Source organism: Bradyrhizobium sp. BR14999 (assembly GCF_056106085.1).
Genome location: NZ_CM148536.1, coordinates 4,287,773 through 4,305,276 on the forward strand (window position 1 = coordinate 4,287,773; position 17,504 = coordinate 4,305,276).

Here is a 17,504-nt window from a genome sequence, read left to right on the forward strand (position 1 = left end):
GTCCGGCGGGGCGCGGCTCAGATCAGGGAGGCAGACAATGGCCAAGCAAAAGGCATCAAGACCCGCAACGAAGAGCGCGGTGAAGAAGCGGAGCGGCGCCAAGGCAGCGGCGCGATCCTCGGCACGCAAGGCGGTGAAGGCGAAGGCCCGCACTGCCGCACCCAAGAAGCTCGCACGTCCTAAGCAGCGCATCGCGATCAGCCATCACCGGGAGGAAGACTTCAAAGCCGACGGCCTGCGCGCCTACGCAAAATACCGCGACCTCGGCATCGCAGAGGCGACCCACGGCCTCGCGCAAGCGCATGTGATCCGCCTGCAAGGCCCCTGCAATCCGGCCGAGGTGTCGAAGCTGCATTTCCACGACGTCGACTTCCAGATGGTCTATGTGCTCAAGGGCTGGGTGAAGACCTACATGGATGGCCAGGGCGAGACCTTGATGAAAGAAGGCAGTGCCTGGACCCAGCCGCCGAAGATCAAGCACATGATTCTGGATTATTCGGACGACGTCGAATTGCTCGAGGTGATCCTGCCGGCGGAGTTCAAGACGGTGGAGTTGAAGGCGTAGGCGCTATCAGGAACAGCGCACAACTCTCTCCACTCGTCATTGCGAGGAGCTCGCGACAAAATTGCGAAGCAATTTTGCGCTGATGCGACGAAGCAATCCAGATTATGTCCGCGGACACATTTCTGGATTGCTTCGCTTCGCTCGCAATGACGGTGAGATGGCCTAGCTCAACACCCCCACCACCGCGCCCATCAGGCACGTCGTCAGCGTCCCCGACACGATCGACTTCAATCCGAGCGCGTTGATCTCCTCACGTCGCTCCGGCGCCATGACGCCGAGGCCGCCGATCATGATGCCGAGGCTGGCGAAATTGGCGAAGCCGCACATCGCGTAGAGCATGATCAGGCGCGAGCGCGGATCGAGCGTATCGGGTGGCAGCTTCGAGAAGTCGACATAGGCGATCAGCTCGTTGAGCACGGTTTTCGTGCCCATCAGGCTGCCGGCGGTGACCGCCTGGTCCCATGGCAGCCCCATCAGCCAGCATACCGGCGCCATCACCAGACCCAGCAACCGTTGCAGCGAGATCGGGGCGCCGTCGATATCAGGCAGCAGGCCGAGGAGGGCGTTGACGAGATAGACCAGCGCCACCAGCACCAGCAGCATCGCAACGATGTTGATCAGCAGCTCGATCCCCGCACTCGTCCCTTTCACGATCGCGTCCATCGTCCCGGAGACCTCCATCTCGGGATTTTCCAGCGCGCCGCCGGTGCGCCTGTCTGAGGTCTCGGGCACCATGATCAGGCTGACGAGGATCGCGGCCGGCGCGCCCAGCACGGAGGCGATGACGAAGTGCGCGGCAGCGTCGGGGATGAGGGGAGCAAGGAGCGTCGCATAGAGCACCAGCACCGTGCCGGCGATGCCGGCCATGCCGCCGGTCATCACCAGGAACAATTCGCTGCGCGTCATCTGTTTCAGATATGGCCGCACGAACAGCGGTGCCTCGACCATGCCGAGGAAGATGTTGGCGGCGGTGGACAGCCCGACCGCGCCGCCGACGCCTAACGTGCGCTCCAGCAGCCAAGCCATGCCCCGCACGATCGGCGGCAGCACCCGCCAGTAGAACAGCAGCGTCGTCAGCACGCTCATCACCAGCACGATCGGGAGCGCCTGGAACGCCAGGATGAAATCGGCGCCCGGCACCTTCACGTCAAAGGGCAGGGGGCCACCACCGACATAGCCGAACACGAACGAGGAGCCGGCGCGCGAGGCCGCGGAGATGGCACCGACCGCGTCGTTGATGGCGCCGAAGGCGCGCGCGGCCACGGGTAATTTCAGGAGGACGATGGCGGTGACGAACGTAGTGACGAGGCCGATCGCCGCCTGTCGCAGCGAGACCGAGCGGCGATTCTCTGCCAACGCGAAGGCGATCAGCAGCAATGCGAAAATGCCGAGTGCCGATTGCAAGCGCAGCATGATGTCCCCAAAGCCCCCATGATTATGGCCGCGCCTGCGGTGCAAAGGCAATGCCGGCACAAGCGGGAGGCGTCCCGCTGTTGACAAGCAGGTCCGCCTCAGTCACGCGGGGCACGTCGAGATCAGGGGGCGGACGGTCCGAGGGTGACCCAAAAGACGATCCAAGAGGCGATGCCAGAGCAGCCGATACCAGCCAGTCCGCCGGTCAGTGCCCGCGCGCTCCTCGCCCACCGCGCCTTCCTGTTCTTCCTGCTCTCGCGCAGCCTGTCGCGCTTTTCCGGCCAGATCGCGGCGGTCGCGATCGGCTGGCAGATCTACGATCTCACCGGCTCGGCCTTCGACCTCGGCATGGTCGGCCTCGTCCAGTTCCTGCCGACCGCGCTGCTCGTGTTCGTCGCTGGACACGCCGCCGATCGCTACGAGCGCAAGCGCGTCGTCCAGCTCTGCCAGCTCGTGGAAGCGGCGACCGCGCTCTATCTGGCCCTCATCACCTATCTTGGCGCCGTCGGCGAGGTGCAGATCTTCATCGCGACCTTCGTGCTCGGCATCGCCGGCGCCTTCGAGAGCCCGACTACGGCGGCGCTGTTACCGCTGATCGCACCGCAAGGGTCGCTCCAGCGCGCCACCGCGGTCTCCAGTGGCGCGGCGCAGGTTGCGACCATCACGGGGCCGGCGCTCGGCGGCTTTGCCTATGCAATCGCGCCGCATCTTGCCTATGCCGTGATGGTGCTGTTCTGGATCCTTGGGATGATCCTGACCGGCTTCATCCGCCCGCGCCCGCAGGCGGTCGCCAAGGAGGGGACGAGCTCGGACAATGTCTTTGCGGGCGTCCGCTTCATCCGCGGCAATCCGGCGATCCTCGGCACCATCTCGCTCGATCTGTTCGCGGTGCTGTTCGGCGGCGTCACCGCGCTGTTGCCGATCTATGCCCGCGACATCCTCCAGACCGGCCCGGTCGGGCTCGGCGTGCTGCGTGCGGCACCTGCGGTTGGCGCGCTCTTGATGACCATGGTGCTGGCGCGTCACGCCATTTCGCGGCATGTGGGCCTGCGCATGTTCCAGGCCGTGATCGTGTTCGGCGTCGCCACGATCGTGTTCGCGCTCTCGTCCTGGATGTGGTTGTCGGTGCTCGCGCTCGCCGTTCTCGGCGCGGCCGACACGATCAGCGTCGTGATCCGTTTCTCGCTGGTGCAGCTCTCAACGCCCGACGAGATGCGCGGCCGGGTCGGCGCGGTGAACTTCCTCTTCATCAACGCCTCGAACCAGCTCGGCCAGTTCGAGAGCGGGCTCACCGCCGCCCTGTTCGGCGCCATGCCCGCCGCCGTGCTCGGCGGCGTCTGTACGGTTGCGGTCGCGCTGTTGTGGATGAAGCTGTTCCCGAGCCTGCGGCAGGTGGAGAGCTTGGAGTAGGTCCTTCTTCGCCTCTCCCCGCTTGCGGGGAGAGGCCGGAATTCGCGCGTAGCGCGGATTCCGGGTGAGGGGGACTCTCCGCGAGTCCAACTGTCTCCGTCCTCGCGGAGACTCCCCCTCACCCCAACCCTCTCCCCGCAGGCGGGGAGAGGGGGAGGAGAAATCTCACCCCCGCCCCACGAATGGCATCTTGGTCGCCATCACCGTCATGGTCAGCACGTTGGCGTCGAGCGGCAGGCTCGCCATGTAGGCGACGGCATCGCCGACCGCTTTCGCATCCATGCGCGGCTCGTGCTTGGTGGTGCCGTCGGGCTGGAGCACGCCGGGGCCGTTGACCATGCGGTCGGTCATCGGCGTCGCCGCATTGCCGATATCGACCTGGCCGACCGCGATGTCGTACATGCGGCCGTCGAGATTGGACGCCTTGGTGAGGCCCGTGATGGCGTGCTTGGTCGAGGTGTAGGCCGCCGAGAACGGTCGCGGCGCGTGCGCCGAGATCGAGCCGTTATTGATGATGCGGCCGCCGCGCGGGGTCTGGTCCTTCATGATGCGGAAGGCGTGTTGCGTGCACAGGAACGGGCCGGTGAGGTTGGTGTTCACCACCGCCTGCCACTGTTCGAGGCTGAGATCCTCGAAGTTCACCGCCGGCGCGCCCATGCCGGCATTGTTGAAGAGCACGTCGAGGCGGCCATAGGTGGCCTTCACCTTGTCGAACAGCGCGGCGATCGAGTCCGGCTTGGTCATGTCGGCGATGACGCACAGGCTCTTTCCCGCGGGGCCGAGCTTCGCGGTCTCCTCGAGCATGTCGAGCCGGCGCCCTGTGAGCACCACGGTGAAGCCGGCGTTCATCAGCGCCAGCGACGCCGCACGCCCGACACCGGTGCCGGCGCCCGTCACCACTGCGATCTTCTTTGTTTCACTCATTGTTTCCTGCCTTTTCTTTCGCTGTCAGGTTTTGGGTTCTTTTTCGTTCTTGTAGGGCGGGCGCGGAATGTTCTGATGCGCGGCGCGCAGCGCTGCCGACCAACGCGAGCGCAGATCGTGGAAATAGGGCTCGCCCGCCTCGATGCGGTGATTGAGATCGGCCTCGCAGGCTTCGTTGCGCACCACCAGCACGTCGATCGGCAGGCCGACGCCGAGATTGGAGCGCATGGTCGAGTCCATCGATATCAGGCCGGTCTTCAGCGCCTCGTATAGCTCGACGTCGTAGTGCATGGCGCGGTCGAGCACCGGCTTGCCGTATTTGTGCTCGCCGATCTGCAAGTACGGCGTGTCGGTGGTGCACTCGATGAAATTGCCGGCGGTGTAGATCATGAACAGGCGCATCCGGGAGCCCTTGATCTGGCCGCCGAACAGGAAGGAGACGTCGAAGGAGACATCCTCGGATTTCAGCGCCGGTCCTTCGGTCGCGTGCACGGACCGGATCGCCCGGCCGATGCGCTGGGCCGCCTGGAACATGGTCGGCGCGTTCATCAAGGTCTCGATCTCGCCCGTGTCGGGGTCCTCCAGGCCTTCGGTCAGCGTCGACAGCACCGACTGGCTGATGGCGAGGTTGCCGGCGCTGGCGATCGCCATGATGCGCTCGCCGGGCTTGGAGAAGATGTGCAGCTTGCGGAAGGTCGAGACGTTGTCGAGGCCGGCATTGGTGCGGGTATCGGCGATCATCACCAGACCGTCCCGAACCAGGATTCCGCAACAATAGGTCATTTCCAGTCCCCGAACGCGCGTTTGCGCGAAATTACTAGCCAATTTCGAGGGCCGCTCCAACCCCCGATTCCCGGGGACACGTCATTCCGGGGCGCGCCCAGCGCGAACCCGGAATCCATTTATCCACTAGCTCTGCGGCCCGATGGATTCTCAGATGCGGAATTGCGTACCGTAGCTCGCGACGTTGTCGCTCCCCGGAATGACGATCTAACTCTGCCACTGCGATTGCGATTGCGATTGCCCGCCGCGGCCGGCCTGCTCGACCTTGACCGCCACCGTCAGCGTCTCCGTGCCACCGCCATAGCGGGTGCCGCGCACGGGGGCTGCGCCGAGATAGTCGAGCCCGATCGCGACGCGGACATGGGCGTCGGTGGCGCAGATGCTGTTGGCGGGATCGAAGCCGACCCAGCCGAGATCGGGCACATAGGCTTCCGCCCAGGCGTGGCCGGCCTCCTGGTGCACGGTGCCGTCGGAGCGCAGGAAGTGCCCGGAGACGAAGCGTGCCGGCACGCCGCCGCTGCGCGCGCAGGCGATGAAGATGTGCGCGTAGTCCTGGCACACGCCGCGCTTGAGCGCGAAGGCTTCGGCCGCCGAGGTGCCGCTGTTGGTCGGATCCTCGTCGAACGTCATGTGATCGCTGATCTCAGTCATCAACGTGTGCAGGAAGCCCAGCGTGTCGCTCTCGGCCTCGCTGCGCAACTGGCGCGCAACCGCCATCATCGCCGGATTGACGCTGGTGAGGTCGGTTGCGCGCAGAAACATGCCGGCCGGAAAGCGCTCGTCCGTGCCGCGTAGAACCCCGCCGGTATCGTGGGTCTCGATCAGGCCTTCGGCGGTGATCTTGATGTCACTGAGGGGCCCGCAGGACAGCACATGGGTGACGTTGCCGAACGCGTCCTCGTGGGTGTCGAGCTTGGTGTCGGTCGAGACGTCGATCTGCCATTCCGCCACATATTGCCCGTCATGGCTGTCGGGCGTCATGCGCAGGATCTGGATCACGCTGCTGGCCGGCGGCTCGTAGCGATACGTCGTGGTGTGCTGGATTCGCAGGCGCATGGTGGACCGTTATTCTGGCGTCGTCATTCCGGGGCGGCTCGAAGAGCCGAACTCCGGTGCGCAATTGCGCACCTGAGAATCTCGAGATTCCGGGTCTGGTCCTTCGGACCATTCCGGAATGACTGCGTGTATCAGATCAAATACTGCTTCGTGATGATTTCGCCCAGCCTGGAATTGTCCGCGATGAATTCCTGAATGAATTCATGCACACCGTGCTGGAAAATGTCGTTCATGTTGCTGTGTTCCAGCCGGTTGCGGATGCCGCGGGCGTGGCGCTGGGCCGGGCCCTGGCGGCCATAGGCGACGCCGATCTGGTCGAGGTTGCGCACGAGATTGCCGTAGCAGCTTGCCAGCGAGCGCGGCAGCGTGTCGTTGAGGATCAAGAGGTCTGCAATCAGCCACGGTTTCAGCGTCTCGCGATAGACCCAGTGATAGGCCGTCAGCGCCGAGACCGAGCGCAGGATCGAGCTCCACTGATAGAAGTCGAGCGGGCCGCCGACATGCTCCTCCTCGGGCAATAGCACGTGATACTTCACATCGAGGATGCGCGCGGTGTTGTCGGCGCGTTCGAGATGCACGCCCATCCGCGAGAACCAGTAGGCATCGTTGCGCAGCATGGTCCGATAGGCCGAGCCGTCGAAGCGCAGCGAGGTCTCCTGCACGAAGCGCAGGAATTTGGCGAGATCCTCGCGCGTGGAGGTGCCCTTACTCCAGACCGCCTGGAGCTCGATCCAGGCCGAGTTGATGGTGTCCCACATCTCGCTGGTCAGCGCCGTCCGCACCGAGCGCGAGTTCAGTCGCGCCGCCTCGATGCAGTTCCTGATCGAGGACGGGTTGTCCGCCGAGAACGAGAGATAGTCGACGACGTTGTGCTCGTTGGCTTCCTCATATTGCTGATAGAAGCTGGCGGCGACGCCGGCGGTGAGCAGCGCCGAGTCCCATTCATTGGTCTTGCCGATATAGGCGGCGGGAAGCGCGGTGACGCGCAAGGTCGCATCGATGGTGCGCGCGAGATACTCGGCCCGTTCGACGTAGCGGGCGAGCCAGTAGAGATTTTCGGCGGTACGCGACAGCATCTGACTACTCGTCCAAAATCCAGGTGTCTTTGGTGCCGCCGCCCTGGCTGGAATTGACCACCAGGGAGCCTTCCTTCAGCGCAACGCGTGTCAGACCGCCCGGCACGATCGTGGTGCGCTTGCTCCCTGTGAGCACGAACGGCCGCAGGTCGACATGGCGCGGGGCGAGGCCTGACGCCGTGCAGGTCGGGCAGGTCGAGAGCGCCAGCGTCGGCTGTGCGATGAAGCCTTCCGGCTCGCGCTTCAGCTTCTCGCGGAAGGCTTCGATCGTCGCCTTGGTCGCAGCGGGGCCGATCAGCATGCCGTAGCCACCGGAGCCATGGACTTCCTTGACGACGAGCTCGCCGAGATTGTCCAGCACATAGGCGAGATCCTTCGGCTCGCGGCAGCGCCAGGTCGGCACGTTCTTCAGGATCGGCTCCTCGCCGAGATAGAATTTTACGATATCGGGCATGTAGGAGTAGATCGCCTTGTCGTCGGCGATGCCGGTGCCGACGGCATTGGCGAGCGTGATGTTGCCGGCCGCATAGGCCGACATCAGGCCGGGCACGCCGAGCACGGAATCGGGGCGGAAGGTGAGAGGATCGAGGAAGTCGTCGTCGACACGGCGATAGATCACGTCGACCCGCTTCAAGCCTTCCGTCGTCCGCATGAACACTTCGTTGTTCTTGACGATGAGGTCGCGCCCCTCGACCAGCTCGATGCCGAGCTTATCGGCGAGGAAGGAATGCTCGTAATAGGCCGAGTTGTAGACGCCGGGGGTGAGCAGCGCGACGGTCGGCTCGCCCGAGGCGCTCTGCGGCGCGACCGAGCGCAGCGCAGCGAGCAGCTCGTCCGGATAGCGCTCGACCGGCGCCACCTTGTGGCGGGCGAACAGATCCGGAAACAGCCGCATCATGATCTCGCGGTTTTCCAGCATGTAGGACACGCCCGAGGGCGTCCGCGCGTTGTCCTCCAGCACGATGAAATTCTCGGCGTCGACACGGACGATGTCGATGCCGGCGATGTGCACGTAGACGTCGTGCGGCACCTGCTGGCCGTTCATCTCGGGCCGGAACACCGGGTTCTGGAAGATCAGATCGTCGGGCACGATCTCGGCGCGAAGGATGTCGCGGCCGTGATAGATGTCGCGCAAGAACATGTTGAGCGCGCGCACGCGCTGCTTCAGGCCCTTCTCCAGCAGCGCCCATTCCTTGCCGGACATGATCCGCGGGATCACGTCGAACGGGATCAGGCGCTCGGTCGCCTCGGCTTCGCCATAGACCGCAAAGGTGATGCCGATGCGGCGGAACAGGAGCTCCGCCTCCTGGCGGCGATATTCGAGCGCCTCGGGAGGCGTCTCCTTGAGCCAGCGCGCCAGCTCCTGATAGGCAGGGCGAAGGTCCCCGCCGGGAATATTCATTTCATCAAACGCGACTGCCATAGATCCCGACTTGTTTCCGTGGCCATGCGGCAAGAGTGCATGACTTTCATGTGGTAGCAAGGGGCGGGCCAGCGCGATAAGCATGGAGGATGGGCATTTGCCGGGGATGCCCGGCGGCTTGCCTGAAAAAATGGCTGAGGACTGCTTATTTCGGCAGCAAAACCGCGTGACTTGAACGCGTTACCTCGGCAAAGTCGGCGCCACAGGTGAGGGACAGTTTTATGAGCGAGATCGTCACGGCGGGCATTCTGGTCATTGGGGACGAAATCCTGTCCGGCCGGACCAAGGACAAGAACATTGGCTTCATCGCCGAATACCTGACCAATATCGGCATCGACCTGAAGGAAGTGCGGATCGTCTCCGACGAGGAGGACGACATCATCGCCGCGTTGAATGCACTGCGGCAACGCTACACCTATGTCTTCACCACTGGCGGCATTGGCCCGACCCATGACGACATCACTGCCGACAGCGTCGCCAAGGCCTTCGGTGTCGGCATCGATCATCACCCGGAGGTGGTCGCCCGCTTCCGCGAGCGCTGGAGCGAGCAGGATCTCAATGAGGCCCGCTTGCGCATGGCCCGCATCCCCGATGGTGCCGAGCTGATCCAGAGCGCCACCATCCTCGCCCCCGGCTTCAAGATCGGCAATGTCATCGTGATGGCCGGCGTGCCCTCGATTATGCAGGCGATGATGGACATCGTTTCGCCCAAGCTGAAATCCGGCGTGCGCATGCTCTCCGAATCGGTCCGCGCCAATGCGCGCGAGGGCGACATCGGCAGTCCGCTGCGGGCCATCGCCGCCGCCCATCCCGACACCATCATCGGCAGCTATCCCTTCATGGACGAAGAGCAGAGGCCCAACACCAATCTCGTGGTGCGCTCGCGCGATGCGGACAAGCTCGCGGCGGCGATGGCGGCGGTGAAGGAAATGCTGGCGGGATTGAACATCACTCGCTAAAGCGCCCAGCTTGCTGGACGTTTGACGAAGCAGGAGACGACAATGGCTGGTGAAGCACCGGAACTGAGCGCGCAGGAGCGGGCGGGCAAGGCCTTCCCGGTCTCGTGGGACCAGTTCCACCGCGATTGCCGGGCGCTGACCTGGCGGCTCAACGAGGTCGGCCCGTTCCATGCGGTGATCGCGATCACTCGCGGCGGCCTGGTGCCGGCCGCGATCGTGGCGCGCGAGCTTGGCGTGCGCGTCATCGACACGGTCTGCATCGCCAGCTACGATCACAACAAGCAGGGCGAGCTCCAGGTCCTCAAGGGTATTTCCGAGGCGGCGATGAAGCTCGGCGGCGGCACCGGCAAAGGGCTGTTGATCGTCGACGACCTCGTCGACACCGGCAAGCTGGTGCGCGAGATGCTGCCCGATGCGCATTTCGCCACCGTTTACGCCAAGCCGATGGGCCGTCCGCTGGTCGATACCTTCATCACGGAAGTGTCGCAGGACACCTGGATCTTCTTCCCCTGGGACACTGCGCTGTCCTACCACCCGCCGCTGCGAGATGGGGCGGCGTGACTGTCGCCGTCATTGCGAGCCAACGGGTCCGCGCGAAGCGCGGCCCGATGACAGGCTCTGCGAAGCAATCCAGAAATGTATCCGCGGAAATAGTCTGGATTGCTTCGTCGCTACGCTCCTCGCAATGACGGGCGGAGGGAGCTATGCCCCTGCAAAACCGCGTCACGCCGACAGGCGACATCATCGCCACCCCGCATCGCGGCCTGTTCACCGGCAACCGCGGCATCATCCATGATCCCGCGACGAAGACGCTGCTGAAGAAGCGCTGGTCGTCGCCGGCCTGGCTCACCTGCACTTGCGAATTCCGCGGCCGGCGCCGCGAGGTGATGGCACAGCAAAGCTGGACCGAACTGTTCTTCCTGGACGAGGCCACTGCGCTCGCGGCCGGCCATCGCCCCTGCTTCTATTGCCGCCGCGACGATGCCAATCGCTTCCGAGCCGCATGGGAGAAGGGCAATCGCGTGCACGGCGTCCGTATGCACGACATCGACACGGTGCTGCATCACGAGCGGCTCGATCACGGCAGGAAACGACTGCACGCACTGCTGGTGCCGCTGGACCAGCTTCCCGCCGGTGCGATGGTTCAGCAGGGTGCGGAGAGCTTTCTGGTGACGCAGGGCACGGCCCTACTGTGGTCACCGGCGGGCTATAGCGCGGTCGAGCGTCAGCTTGGCGAAGCGGCGTTGCTGACGCCGCCCTCAACGCTGCGCGCATTGAACGCCGGCTACCTGCCAGTGTTGCATCCGACGGCGCTGCCTTAGCGCAGCGCCCGGCCTTGCCACTACCCGAGTTTCTCGCGCGCCAGCGCAGCGCCGGCTCCGAGTGCCATCAGCTTGGCTTCCGCGATCTCCCGCCGCATCGGCGCCATGCCGCAATTGGTGGTGGCGACGATGTTGCTCTTGGGGACGAATTTCGACACCGCCTCGATCACCTTCACGACGTCGTCGGCGCTCTCCACCGTGTCGCTGGCGACGTCGATCACGCCGGCCTGCACGACCTTGGTCTTGAGCAGCGCCAGCAGGTCGAGCGGCACCTTCGAATTGCGGCACTCGATCGCGACCTGCTGGATCGGGCTGGCGTCGATCGCCGGGAAGATCTGCTCATATTGCCGCCATTGGCTGCCGAGCGTCTCCTTCCAGTCGGTGTTGGCCTTGATGCCGTAACCGTAGCAGATGTGCACGGCGGTGGCGCAGGAGAGGCCCTGCGCCGCGCGTTCCAGCGCCTTGATGCCCCAGTCGTTGACCTCGTCCATATAGACATTGAAGGCGGGTTCGTCGAACTGCACGAGATCGACGCCGTCGGCCTGGAGCGCCTTGGCTTCCTCGTTCAGGAGCTCGGCGAAGGCGAACGCCATCTTCACGCGGTCGCCGTAATAACGGTCCGCAATCGTGTCGATGATGGTCATCGGGCCGGGCAGGGTGAATTTCAGCTTCTTCTTCGTGTGCGAGCGCGCAACGCGCGCCTCGTCGGCATGAACGCGGCCCTTGAGCCGGAGCGGGGCGACCACCTGCGGCACCATCGCCTTGTAGCGGTCCTTGCGGATACCCATCTCGACCTTGTGGGCGAAGTCGATGCCTTCGAACTTCTCCAGGAAGCCGTGCACGAAATGCTGGCGGGCCTGCTCGCCCTCGGTGACGATGTCGATGCCAGCGTCCTCCTGGATCTTCAGCCAGATCAGTGTCGCGTCGCGCTTGGCGCGCAAGAGCTCTTCGCCCTGCGACTTCCAGGGCGCCCAGAGCATGTTGGGCTCGGCGAGCCATTCCGGCTTCGGCAAGGAGCCGGCGATCGTGGTTGGAAACAGCATGGCGGCCTCCCGGCGGGTTGTGTTGCGCCCCTTCCTGCCATGTCTTAACGTCGAGGTACAGAACGACAAAAGTCGTCAAACCCGCGACGCCGGACCGGAAACGCCATGATCGAATTCTTCTTCGACTGTTCCAGCCCCTGGACCTATCTCGCCTTCCACAACATCCAGCCGCTGGCGAAAGAGCTCGGCGCGGAGATCATCTGGCGGCCGATCCTGGTGGGCGGCATCTTCAACACCGTCAACCCGAGTGTCTATGCGCAGCGTGAGAAGCCGGTGCCGCTGAAGGCGCGCTACATGAAAAAGGACCTCGCCGACTGGGCCCGCTCGGCAGGTCTTTCGATCAAGATGCCGCCGACGGTGTTTCCGGTGAACAGCGTCAAGGCGATGCGCGGCTGCGTCTGGCTCGCCAACGACATGGTGCCGTTCGCCACCGCCGTGTTCGAGGCCTATTGGGGCGAGGACAAGGACATCTCGCAGGACGCGGTGCTGGCCGAGATCTGCAAGAAGGTGGGTATCGACGAACAGAAATTCTTCGCCGGCATCGCAGAGCAGGGCATCAAGGACCAGCTCAAGGCGAATACGGAGGAGGTCGTCGCGCGTGGCGGTTTCGGCTCGCCGACCATCTTCGTCGGCAAGACCGACATGTATTTCGGCAACGACCGTCTGCCGCTGATCCGCGAGGCGCTGCAGCGTCAAAGGGCGAGTGCGGCCTGATGGTGCGCGCTGTCATTTGCCGCGAACTTGGGCCGCCCGAGACGTTGCGGCTGGAGGAGTTTCCTTCGCCGCCGCTTGGGCACGGCGAGGTGCGCGTCGCGATCCGCGCTGCCGGTCTGAACTTTCCCGACGTGCTGATGGCGGCGGGCGAATATCAGCTCAAGCCGGAGCTGCCGTTCACGCCCGGCATGGAAGCTGCCGGGGATGTCATCGAAGTGGGGGCGGAGGCGAGGGGCGTTGCCGTCGGGGACAAGGTCATCGTGAAGATGCGCCACGGCGCCTTCACGGATGAGGCGGTGGTGACGCCGTCGCAGCTCACCCCCAAGCCGTCCACGTTCGACTATGCGGAGGCTGCGACCTATCTCGCCGGCCACGGCACGGCCTATCATGCACTGATCGATCGCGGCCGGGTCGCGCCGGGCGAGGTGCTGCTGGTGCACGGCGCCGGCGGTGGCGTCGGCCTTGCCGCCGTCGAGATCGGCAAGATGCTGGGCGCGACCGTGATCGCGACCGCCTCCAGCGACGAGAAGCTTGCGATCGCAAAGGCGCGCGGCGCCGATCATCTCGTCCGCTATGATCGCGAGCCGTTTCGCGATGCCGTCAAGCGCATCACCGACGATCGCGGCGCGGATGTCGTGTTCGATCCCGTCGGCGGCCAGGTTTTCGAGGATTCGATGCGCTGCATCGCCTGGGGCGCGCGGCTTCTGGTGATCGGCTTCACCGGCGGCATCGGTTCGGCAAAGACCAATCTGCTGCTGATCAAGGGCGCCAGCGTGTTAGGGGTGCGCGCCGGCGAGGCGGTTCGAAGGAACCCCGCACTCGGCGAAGTGCGCCTGAAGGCGCTGCTGCAATGGGCGGAGGAAGGCAAGCTGCGCCCGAACGTCTCGCACCGCCTGCCGCTGGAAGACTATGCGAAGGCGATGCGGCTCTTGATCGAGCGCAAGGCGATCGGGCGCGTCGCGCTGGTGATGAACTGACGGTGTTGATGGTGGGCACGGCGCAAGAGCGGCTTTGCCCACCCTACGAGAGCCTCACTTGTACTCCCGCTCGGTCCACCACGGGAAATAGTCCGGCATATCGCTGGACACCTTGTTCTTGAACTGGGCCGGACGCTTCTCCAGGAACGACACCACGCCTTCCTTCACGTCCTCCGAGCGGCCGCGGGCATAGATGCCGCGGCTGTCGACCCTATGGGCCTCCATCGGATCGTCTGCGCCCATCATGCGCCACATCATCTGGCGGATCAGGGCGATCGAGACCGGCGCGGTTTTGGCGGCAAATTCCTTGGCAAGTGCGCGTGCGGTTGGCAGGAGATCATCCGGGGCGACGACCTTGCTGACGAGACGGCCGGCGAGCGCCTCTTGCGCCGGGAAGACGCGGCCCGAATAGCACCATTCCAGCGCCTGCGAGATGCCGACGATGCGCGGCAGGAACCAGCTCGAGGCGGCCTCCGGCACGATGCCGCGCTGGGAGAACACGAATCCGAAGCGCGCGGCATCCGAGGCGATGCGGATGTCCATCGCCAGCTGCATGGTGACGCCAATGCCGACCGCGGGGCCGTTCACGGCGGCAATCACCGGCTTCAGGCATTTGAAGATGCGTAGCGTGACCTGGCCGCCGCCGTCGCGCACCTGCGGATCGCTGTAATCGACCTTGCCGTCGGCGAAGCGCTTCACCGGCCCGCGGCGCGCGTCGCGGTCGAAGGTGTCAGCGCCGGACGAAAGATCGGCGCCCGCGCAAAAGCCGCGGCCCGCGCCGGTGACGATGATGGCGCGGACATTGTCGTCCTTGTCGGCGGCGTCGAACGCGTCGATCAGCTCTGCTTGCATCTGCGCGTTGAAGGCGTTGAGCTTGTCGGGCCGGTTCAGCGTAATGGTGAGGATCTGCTCGGCGACCTCGTATTTGATCGTCTCATACGCCATGGTGGTTTCCTTCCGTTGTTCTTTTCGCTGCGCAGATGGCAGAGGGCTTGAGTTTTTTTACCCTCCCCTGGAGGGGGAGGGTCGATCGCGCGTAGCGCGAGCGGGGTGGGGTGATCTCTCCTCTCGGGCACTGCCGGACGCAGAGAGACCGTCACCCCACCCCGTCTCACATGTCGCTTCGCTCAATGTGAGCCGACCCTCCCCCTCCAGGGGAGGGTAAGCAAGAGAGGCTCCGCATGCTGCCCGTCCCAAGTCATTCGGGCTTGCGCCTAATGGGCGCGCTTCCCGGGATGAGAAGAGCGTCTTACCGCCCCGGCGGTTTCGGCCAGGGCCGCTGCGGGCCGCGCAGACCTTCGAAGGCCTTGGCCATGCCGAGCACGCCAATATCGTCGAAGCGGCGGCCGACGATCTGCACGCCGATGGGAAAACCCTTGGCATTGAAGCCGCCGTTGACGGAGATCGCAGGGTTCTCCGACATATTCCACGGCACGGTATAGGCGATGTGCTCGAACGGCTTCATGGGATCGTTGGTCGGCGAGGCCCATTCCACCGGATAGTTCACGTTCGGGGCGGTCGGCGAGATCACATAATCGAGCTCGCAGAACAGTTTTCCTGCGGCCGCGCGGATCGCCATGGTCTGGTTGAAGCCGCGGATGACGTCGACGCCCGACAGCTTGGCGCCGGACTCGCCCCACTTGAAGATGTAGGGCAGCACCTTGGCCTGCTCGGCCGGCGTCAGCTTGGCCAGATCGTCCCACATCCGCGCGCGCCAGAAATTGTCGAGGCCGTCGAGCATCTCGCGGGTGAGGATGCCGTCGACCTCGGTGACGACGGCGCCGGCGGATTCGAACGCCTTGGCCGCTTTCACGGCGACCTCGCGCACCGGCTTGTCCAGCGGCATGCCGACACCGGGATCGAGCATCAAGCCGATGCGCAGTTTGCGCGGAGACTTCTCCAGCCCCTTCCAGTTGAGCGGCTCGGCCGGCAGGCTCATGCCGTCGCGCCGGTCGGGCTTTGCAATCGCGCTCATCATCAGCGCGCAATCATCGACCGTGCGGGTCATCGGTCCGGCAACGCGGCCGACATAGGTGGGGTCGATCGGCACGCGGCCGAAGCTCGGCTTCAGCCCGACAAGGCCACACCAGCCCGCGGGCAGGCGCACCGAGCCGCCGATATCGGTGCCGAGATGCAAGGGACCATAGCCGGCCGCCGCGGCAGCACCGGCGCCCGCGCTCGAGCCGCCGGGGTTCTTGGAGAGGTCCCAGGGATTGCGCGCGAGCGCGTGGAAGCTGGAGAGACCGGAGGACAGCATGCCGTAATCGGGCATGGTGGTCTTGGCGAAGATGATCGCACCGGCCTCGCGCAGCCGCGCGGCGGGAGGCGCGTCCTTCTCGGCCGGCACCAGCTTGACGCTGGCAGCGCCCAGCGGCACCGGCACGCCCTTGGTCGCGATATTGTCCTTCACCGTGACAGGCACGCCGTCGAGCGCGCCGGACGGCTCGCCGCCGGTCCAGCGCGCGGTCGAAGCCTTCGCGGCCTCGCGCGCGGCCTCGGGGTCGAATGCATAGAGCGCTTTCAGATGCGGTTCCCACGCCGCGACGTGCGCAAGCACGTCCTCCAGCACCTCGCTTGGCGAGAACTGCTTGGCGCGATAGCCCGCGATCAGATCGACCGCGGACAGATCATGCAGCGAGGTGACCGTCTCTTCGGCGCTCTTTTTATGCATGGCTACCCACCGGCATGCGGGTCTCGATGATGCGGGCGAACATGCTGGCGCCGATCGGCAGGATCTTGTCGTCGAGCACGAAGCCGGGATTGTGCACGGGCACCGAGCCGTCGTGGCCAACCCAGAAATAGGCGCCGGGAATGGTCTGCAGCATGTCGGCAAAATCCTCGCTGCCCATCTTCGGCTGGGCGCGGGTGATCACGTTGGCGGGATCGACCACCGTGCGCGCGACCTCCTCGACCACCTTGGACTGCTCGACCTGGTTGATCAGGACGCCAAAAGTGTCGCGGATGTCGGCTTCGATCGTGCACTGAAACGCAGCTGCGATGCCGGCACAGATCGTGCGGATGCGCTCGCTGATCAGGGCGCGAACTTCATCCGAGAAGGTGCGGATGGTGCCGCAGAGATGCGCTTCGCCGGGGATGACGTTGTAGGCGGAGCCGGCATGGATCTGGGTGATCGAAATGACGGCGGACTGCAGCGGCTCGACGTTGCGGCTGACGATGGTTTGGATCGCCTGCGCCAGCGTGGTCGCGATGATCACCGCGTCCTTGGAGCGCTCGGGCATCGCGCCATGCGCGCCGTAGCCGGTGATGCGGAGGTCGAAGAAGTCGGCGCTGGCCATCGCCGGGCCCGGCAGGATCGCGATCTCGCCATGGTTGAGATCGGGCGCGTTGTGTAGGCCGTAGAGCTCGTCGCAGGGGAATTTCTCGAACAGGCCGTCCTTGATCATCGCGCGGGCGCCGCCGAGGCCTTCCTCGGCCGGCTGGAAGATCAGGTGCACGGTGCCGTCGAAATTCCTGGTCTCGGCGAGGTACCGCGCGGTGCCGAGCAGCATGGTGGTGTGGCCGTCATGACCGCAGCCGTGGAAGCGGCCGGGAATCTTCGAGCTCCATTTCAGATTGGTGTTCTCCTCCATCGGCAGCGCGTCCATGTCGGCGCGCAGGCCGATGCGCTTGCCGCTCGTCCCCTTGCCTTTGATGACGCCGATCACGCCGGTGCCGCCGAGACCGCGATGCACCTCGATGCCCCAGCTCTTCAGCTTGTCGGCGACGATGCCGGAGGTGCGCACTTCCTCGAACCCGATCTCGGGATGGGCGTGGAGGTCGCGCCTGATAGCAGTGAGTTCGTCGGCATAGCCGTCGATGCGGTCGATCGTGGGCATGTG

Annotated in this window: 17 protein-coding genes; 7 read left to right on the plus strand and 10 right to left on the minus strand. The window is 64.9% G+C overall.

All coding sequences use genetic code 11. The features are described from left to right. Positions 1-37: 37 nt before the first annotated feature. Positions 38-565, plus strand: coding sequence for a cupin domain-containing protein (locus tag ACR9YP_RS19695; protein WP_474220907.1), 528 nt, complete (start codon positions 38-40; stop codon positions 563-565). A 162-nt stretch (positions 566-727) separates the two neighbouring features. Here the strand turns inward: ACR9YP_RS19695 and ACR9YP_RS19700 are convergent, their stop codons facing one another. Then, on the minus strand, positions 728-1,978 hold the full coding sequence (locus tag ACR9YP_RS19700) for a NupC/NupG family nucleoside CNT transporter (RefSeq protein WP_474220908.1): 1,251 nt from the start codon (positions 1,976-1,978) through the stop codon (positions 728-730). Between the two features lie 171 nt (positions 1,979-2,149). Here ACR9YP_RS19700 and ACR9YP_RS19705 point away from each other — a divergent pair, with 171 nt between their 5' ends. Further along, positions 2,150-3,388, plus strand: a complete 1,239-nt coding sequence (locus tag ACR9YP_RS19705; protein ID WP_474221090.1) for an MFS transporter — start codon at positions 2,150-2,152, stop codon at positions 3,386-3,388. Between the two features lie 165 nt (positions 3,389-3,553). Here the strand turns inward: ACR9YP_RS19705 and ACR9YP_RS19710 are convergent, their stop codons facing one another. The 5 genes from ACR9YP_RS19710 to ACR9YP_RS19730 all read right to left on the minus strand — a co-directional run bounded on the left by ACR9YP_RS19710 (position 3,554) and on the right by ACR9YP_RS19730 (position 8,650). Beyond that, complete coding sequence (locus tag ACR9YP_RS19710) at positions 3,554-4,312, minus strand: SDR family oxidoreductase (RefSeq protein WP_474220909.1); 759 nt, start codon at positions 4,310-4,312, stop codon at positions 3,554-3,556. 24 nt (positions 4,313-4,336) lie between these two features. Next, complete coding sequence (locus ACR9YP_RS19715; RefSeq protein WP_474220910.1) at positions 4,337-5,095, minus strand: proteasome-type protease; 759 nt, start codon at positions 5,093-5,095, stop codon at positions 4,337-4,339. Between the two features lie 207 nt (positions 5,096-5,302). Next, complete coding sequence (locus tag ACR9YP_RS19720) at positions 5,303-6,151, minus strand: transglutaminase family protein (RefSeq protein ID WP_474220911.1); 849 nt, start codon at positions 6,149-6,151, stop codon at positions 5,303-5,305. Between the two features lie 131 nt (positions 6,152-6,282). Then, positions 6,283-7,227 carry an alpha-E domain-containing protein gene (locus ACR9YP_RS19725; RefSeq protein ID WP_091888869.1) on the minus strand — a complete coding sequence of 315 codons (945 nt, stop codon included), beginning with the start codon at positions 7,225-7,227 and terminating at the stop codon, positions 6,283-6,285. Between the two features lie 4 nt (positions 7,228-7,231). Then, on the minus strand, positions 7,232-8,650 hold the full coding sequence (locus ACR9YP_RS19730; RefSeq protein WP_474220912.1) for a circularly permuted type 2 ATP-grasp protein: 1,419 nt from the start codon (positions 8,648-8,650) through the stop codon (positions 7,232-7,234). A gap of 221 nt (positions 8,651-8,871) precedes the next feature. Here ACR9YP_RS19730 and ACR9YP_RS19735 point away from each other — a divergent pair, with 221 nt between their 5' ends. The 3 genes from ACR9YP_RS19735 to ACR9YP_RS19745 all read left to right on the plus strand — a co-directional run bounded on the left by ACR9YP_RS19735 (position 8,872) and on the right by ACR9YP_RS19745 (position 10,931). Beyond that, complete coding sequence (locus ACR9YP_RS19735) at positions 8,872-9,609, plus strand: competence/damage-inducible protein A (protein WP_091888865.1); 738 nt, start codon at positions 8,872-8,874, stop codon at positions 9,607-9,609. 42 nt (positions 9,610-9,651) lie between these two features. After that, positions 9,652-10,170, plus strand: a complete 519-nt coding sequence (gene gpt, locus ACR9YP_RS19740) for a xanthine phosphoribosyltransferase (protein ID WP_474220913.1) — start codon at positions 9,652-9,654, stop codon at positions 10,168-10,170. 143 nt (positions 10,171-10,313) lie between these two features. Continuing rightward, the gene (locus tag ACR9YP_RS19745; protein ID WP_474220914.1) at positions 10,314-10,931 is read left to right on the plus strand and encodes a hypothetical protein; all 618 of its coding nucleotides are present in this window, start codon (positions 10,314-10,316) and stop codon (positions 10,929-10,931) included. Positions 10,932-10,951: 20 nt separating this feature from the next. On the opposite strand, the gene ACR9YP_RS19750 is transcribed toward ACR9YP_RS19745, so the two are convergent. Further along, the gene (locus tag ACR9YP_RS19750; protein ID WP_474220915.1) at positions 10,952-11,974 is read right to left on the minus strand and encodes a methionine synthase; all 1,023 of its coding nucleotides are present in this window, start codon (positions 11,972-11,974) and stop codon (positions 10,952-10,954) included. 105 nt (positions 11,975-12,079) lie between these two features. On the opposite strand from ACR9YP_RS19750, the gene ACR9YP_RS19755 reads away from it, so the two are divergent. Continuing rightward, positions 12,080-12,688, plus strand: a complete 609-nt coding sequence (locus ACR9YP_RS19755; protein ID WP_438107298.1) for a 2-hydroxychromene-2-carboxylate isomerase — start codon at positions 12,080-12,082, stop codon at positions 12,686-12,688. After that, positions 12,688-13,665 (plus strand): NADPH:quinone oxidoreductase family protein, encoded by a 978-nt coding sequence (locus ACR9YP_RS19760; protein ID WP_438107299.1) that lies wholly within the window; start codon positions 12,688-12,690, stop codon positions 13,663-13,665. Before ACR9YP_RS19755 ends, ACR9YP_RS19760 begins: the two co-directional genes overlap by 1 nt. Positions 13,666-13,719: 54 nt before the next feature. On the opposite strand, the gene ACR9YP_RS19765 is transcribed toward ACR9YP_RS19760, so the two are convergent. The 3 genes from ACR9YP_RS19765 to ACR9YP_RS19775 form a co-directional block, all read right to left on the minus strand. Further along, positions 13,720-14,610, minus strand: a complete 891-nt coding sequence (locus tag ACR9YP_RS19765; protein ID WP_438107301.1) for a crotonase/enoyl-CoA hydratase family protein — start codon at positions 14,608-14,610, stop codon at positions 13,720-13,722. Between the two features lie 304 nt (positions 14,611-14,914). After that, complete coding sequence (locus ACR9YP_RS19770) at positions 14,915-16,336, minus strand: amidase (RefSeq protein ID WP_438107303.1); 1,422 nt, start codon at positions 16,334-16,336, stop codon at positions 14,915-14,917. Next, positions 16,329-17,501: a M20 aminoacylase family protein gene (locus tag ACR9YP_RS19775; RefSeq protein ID WP_128932986.1), complete on the minus strand. Its 1,173-nt coding sequence runs from the start codon at positions 17,499-17,501 to the stop codon at positions 16,329-16,331. The genes ACR9YP_RS19770 and ACR9YP_RS19775 overlap by 8 nt, the downstream gene beginning before the upstream one ends. Positions 17,502-17,504: the final 3 nt, after the last annotated feature.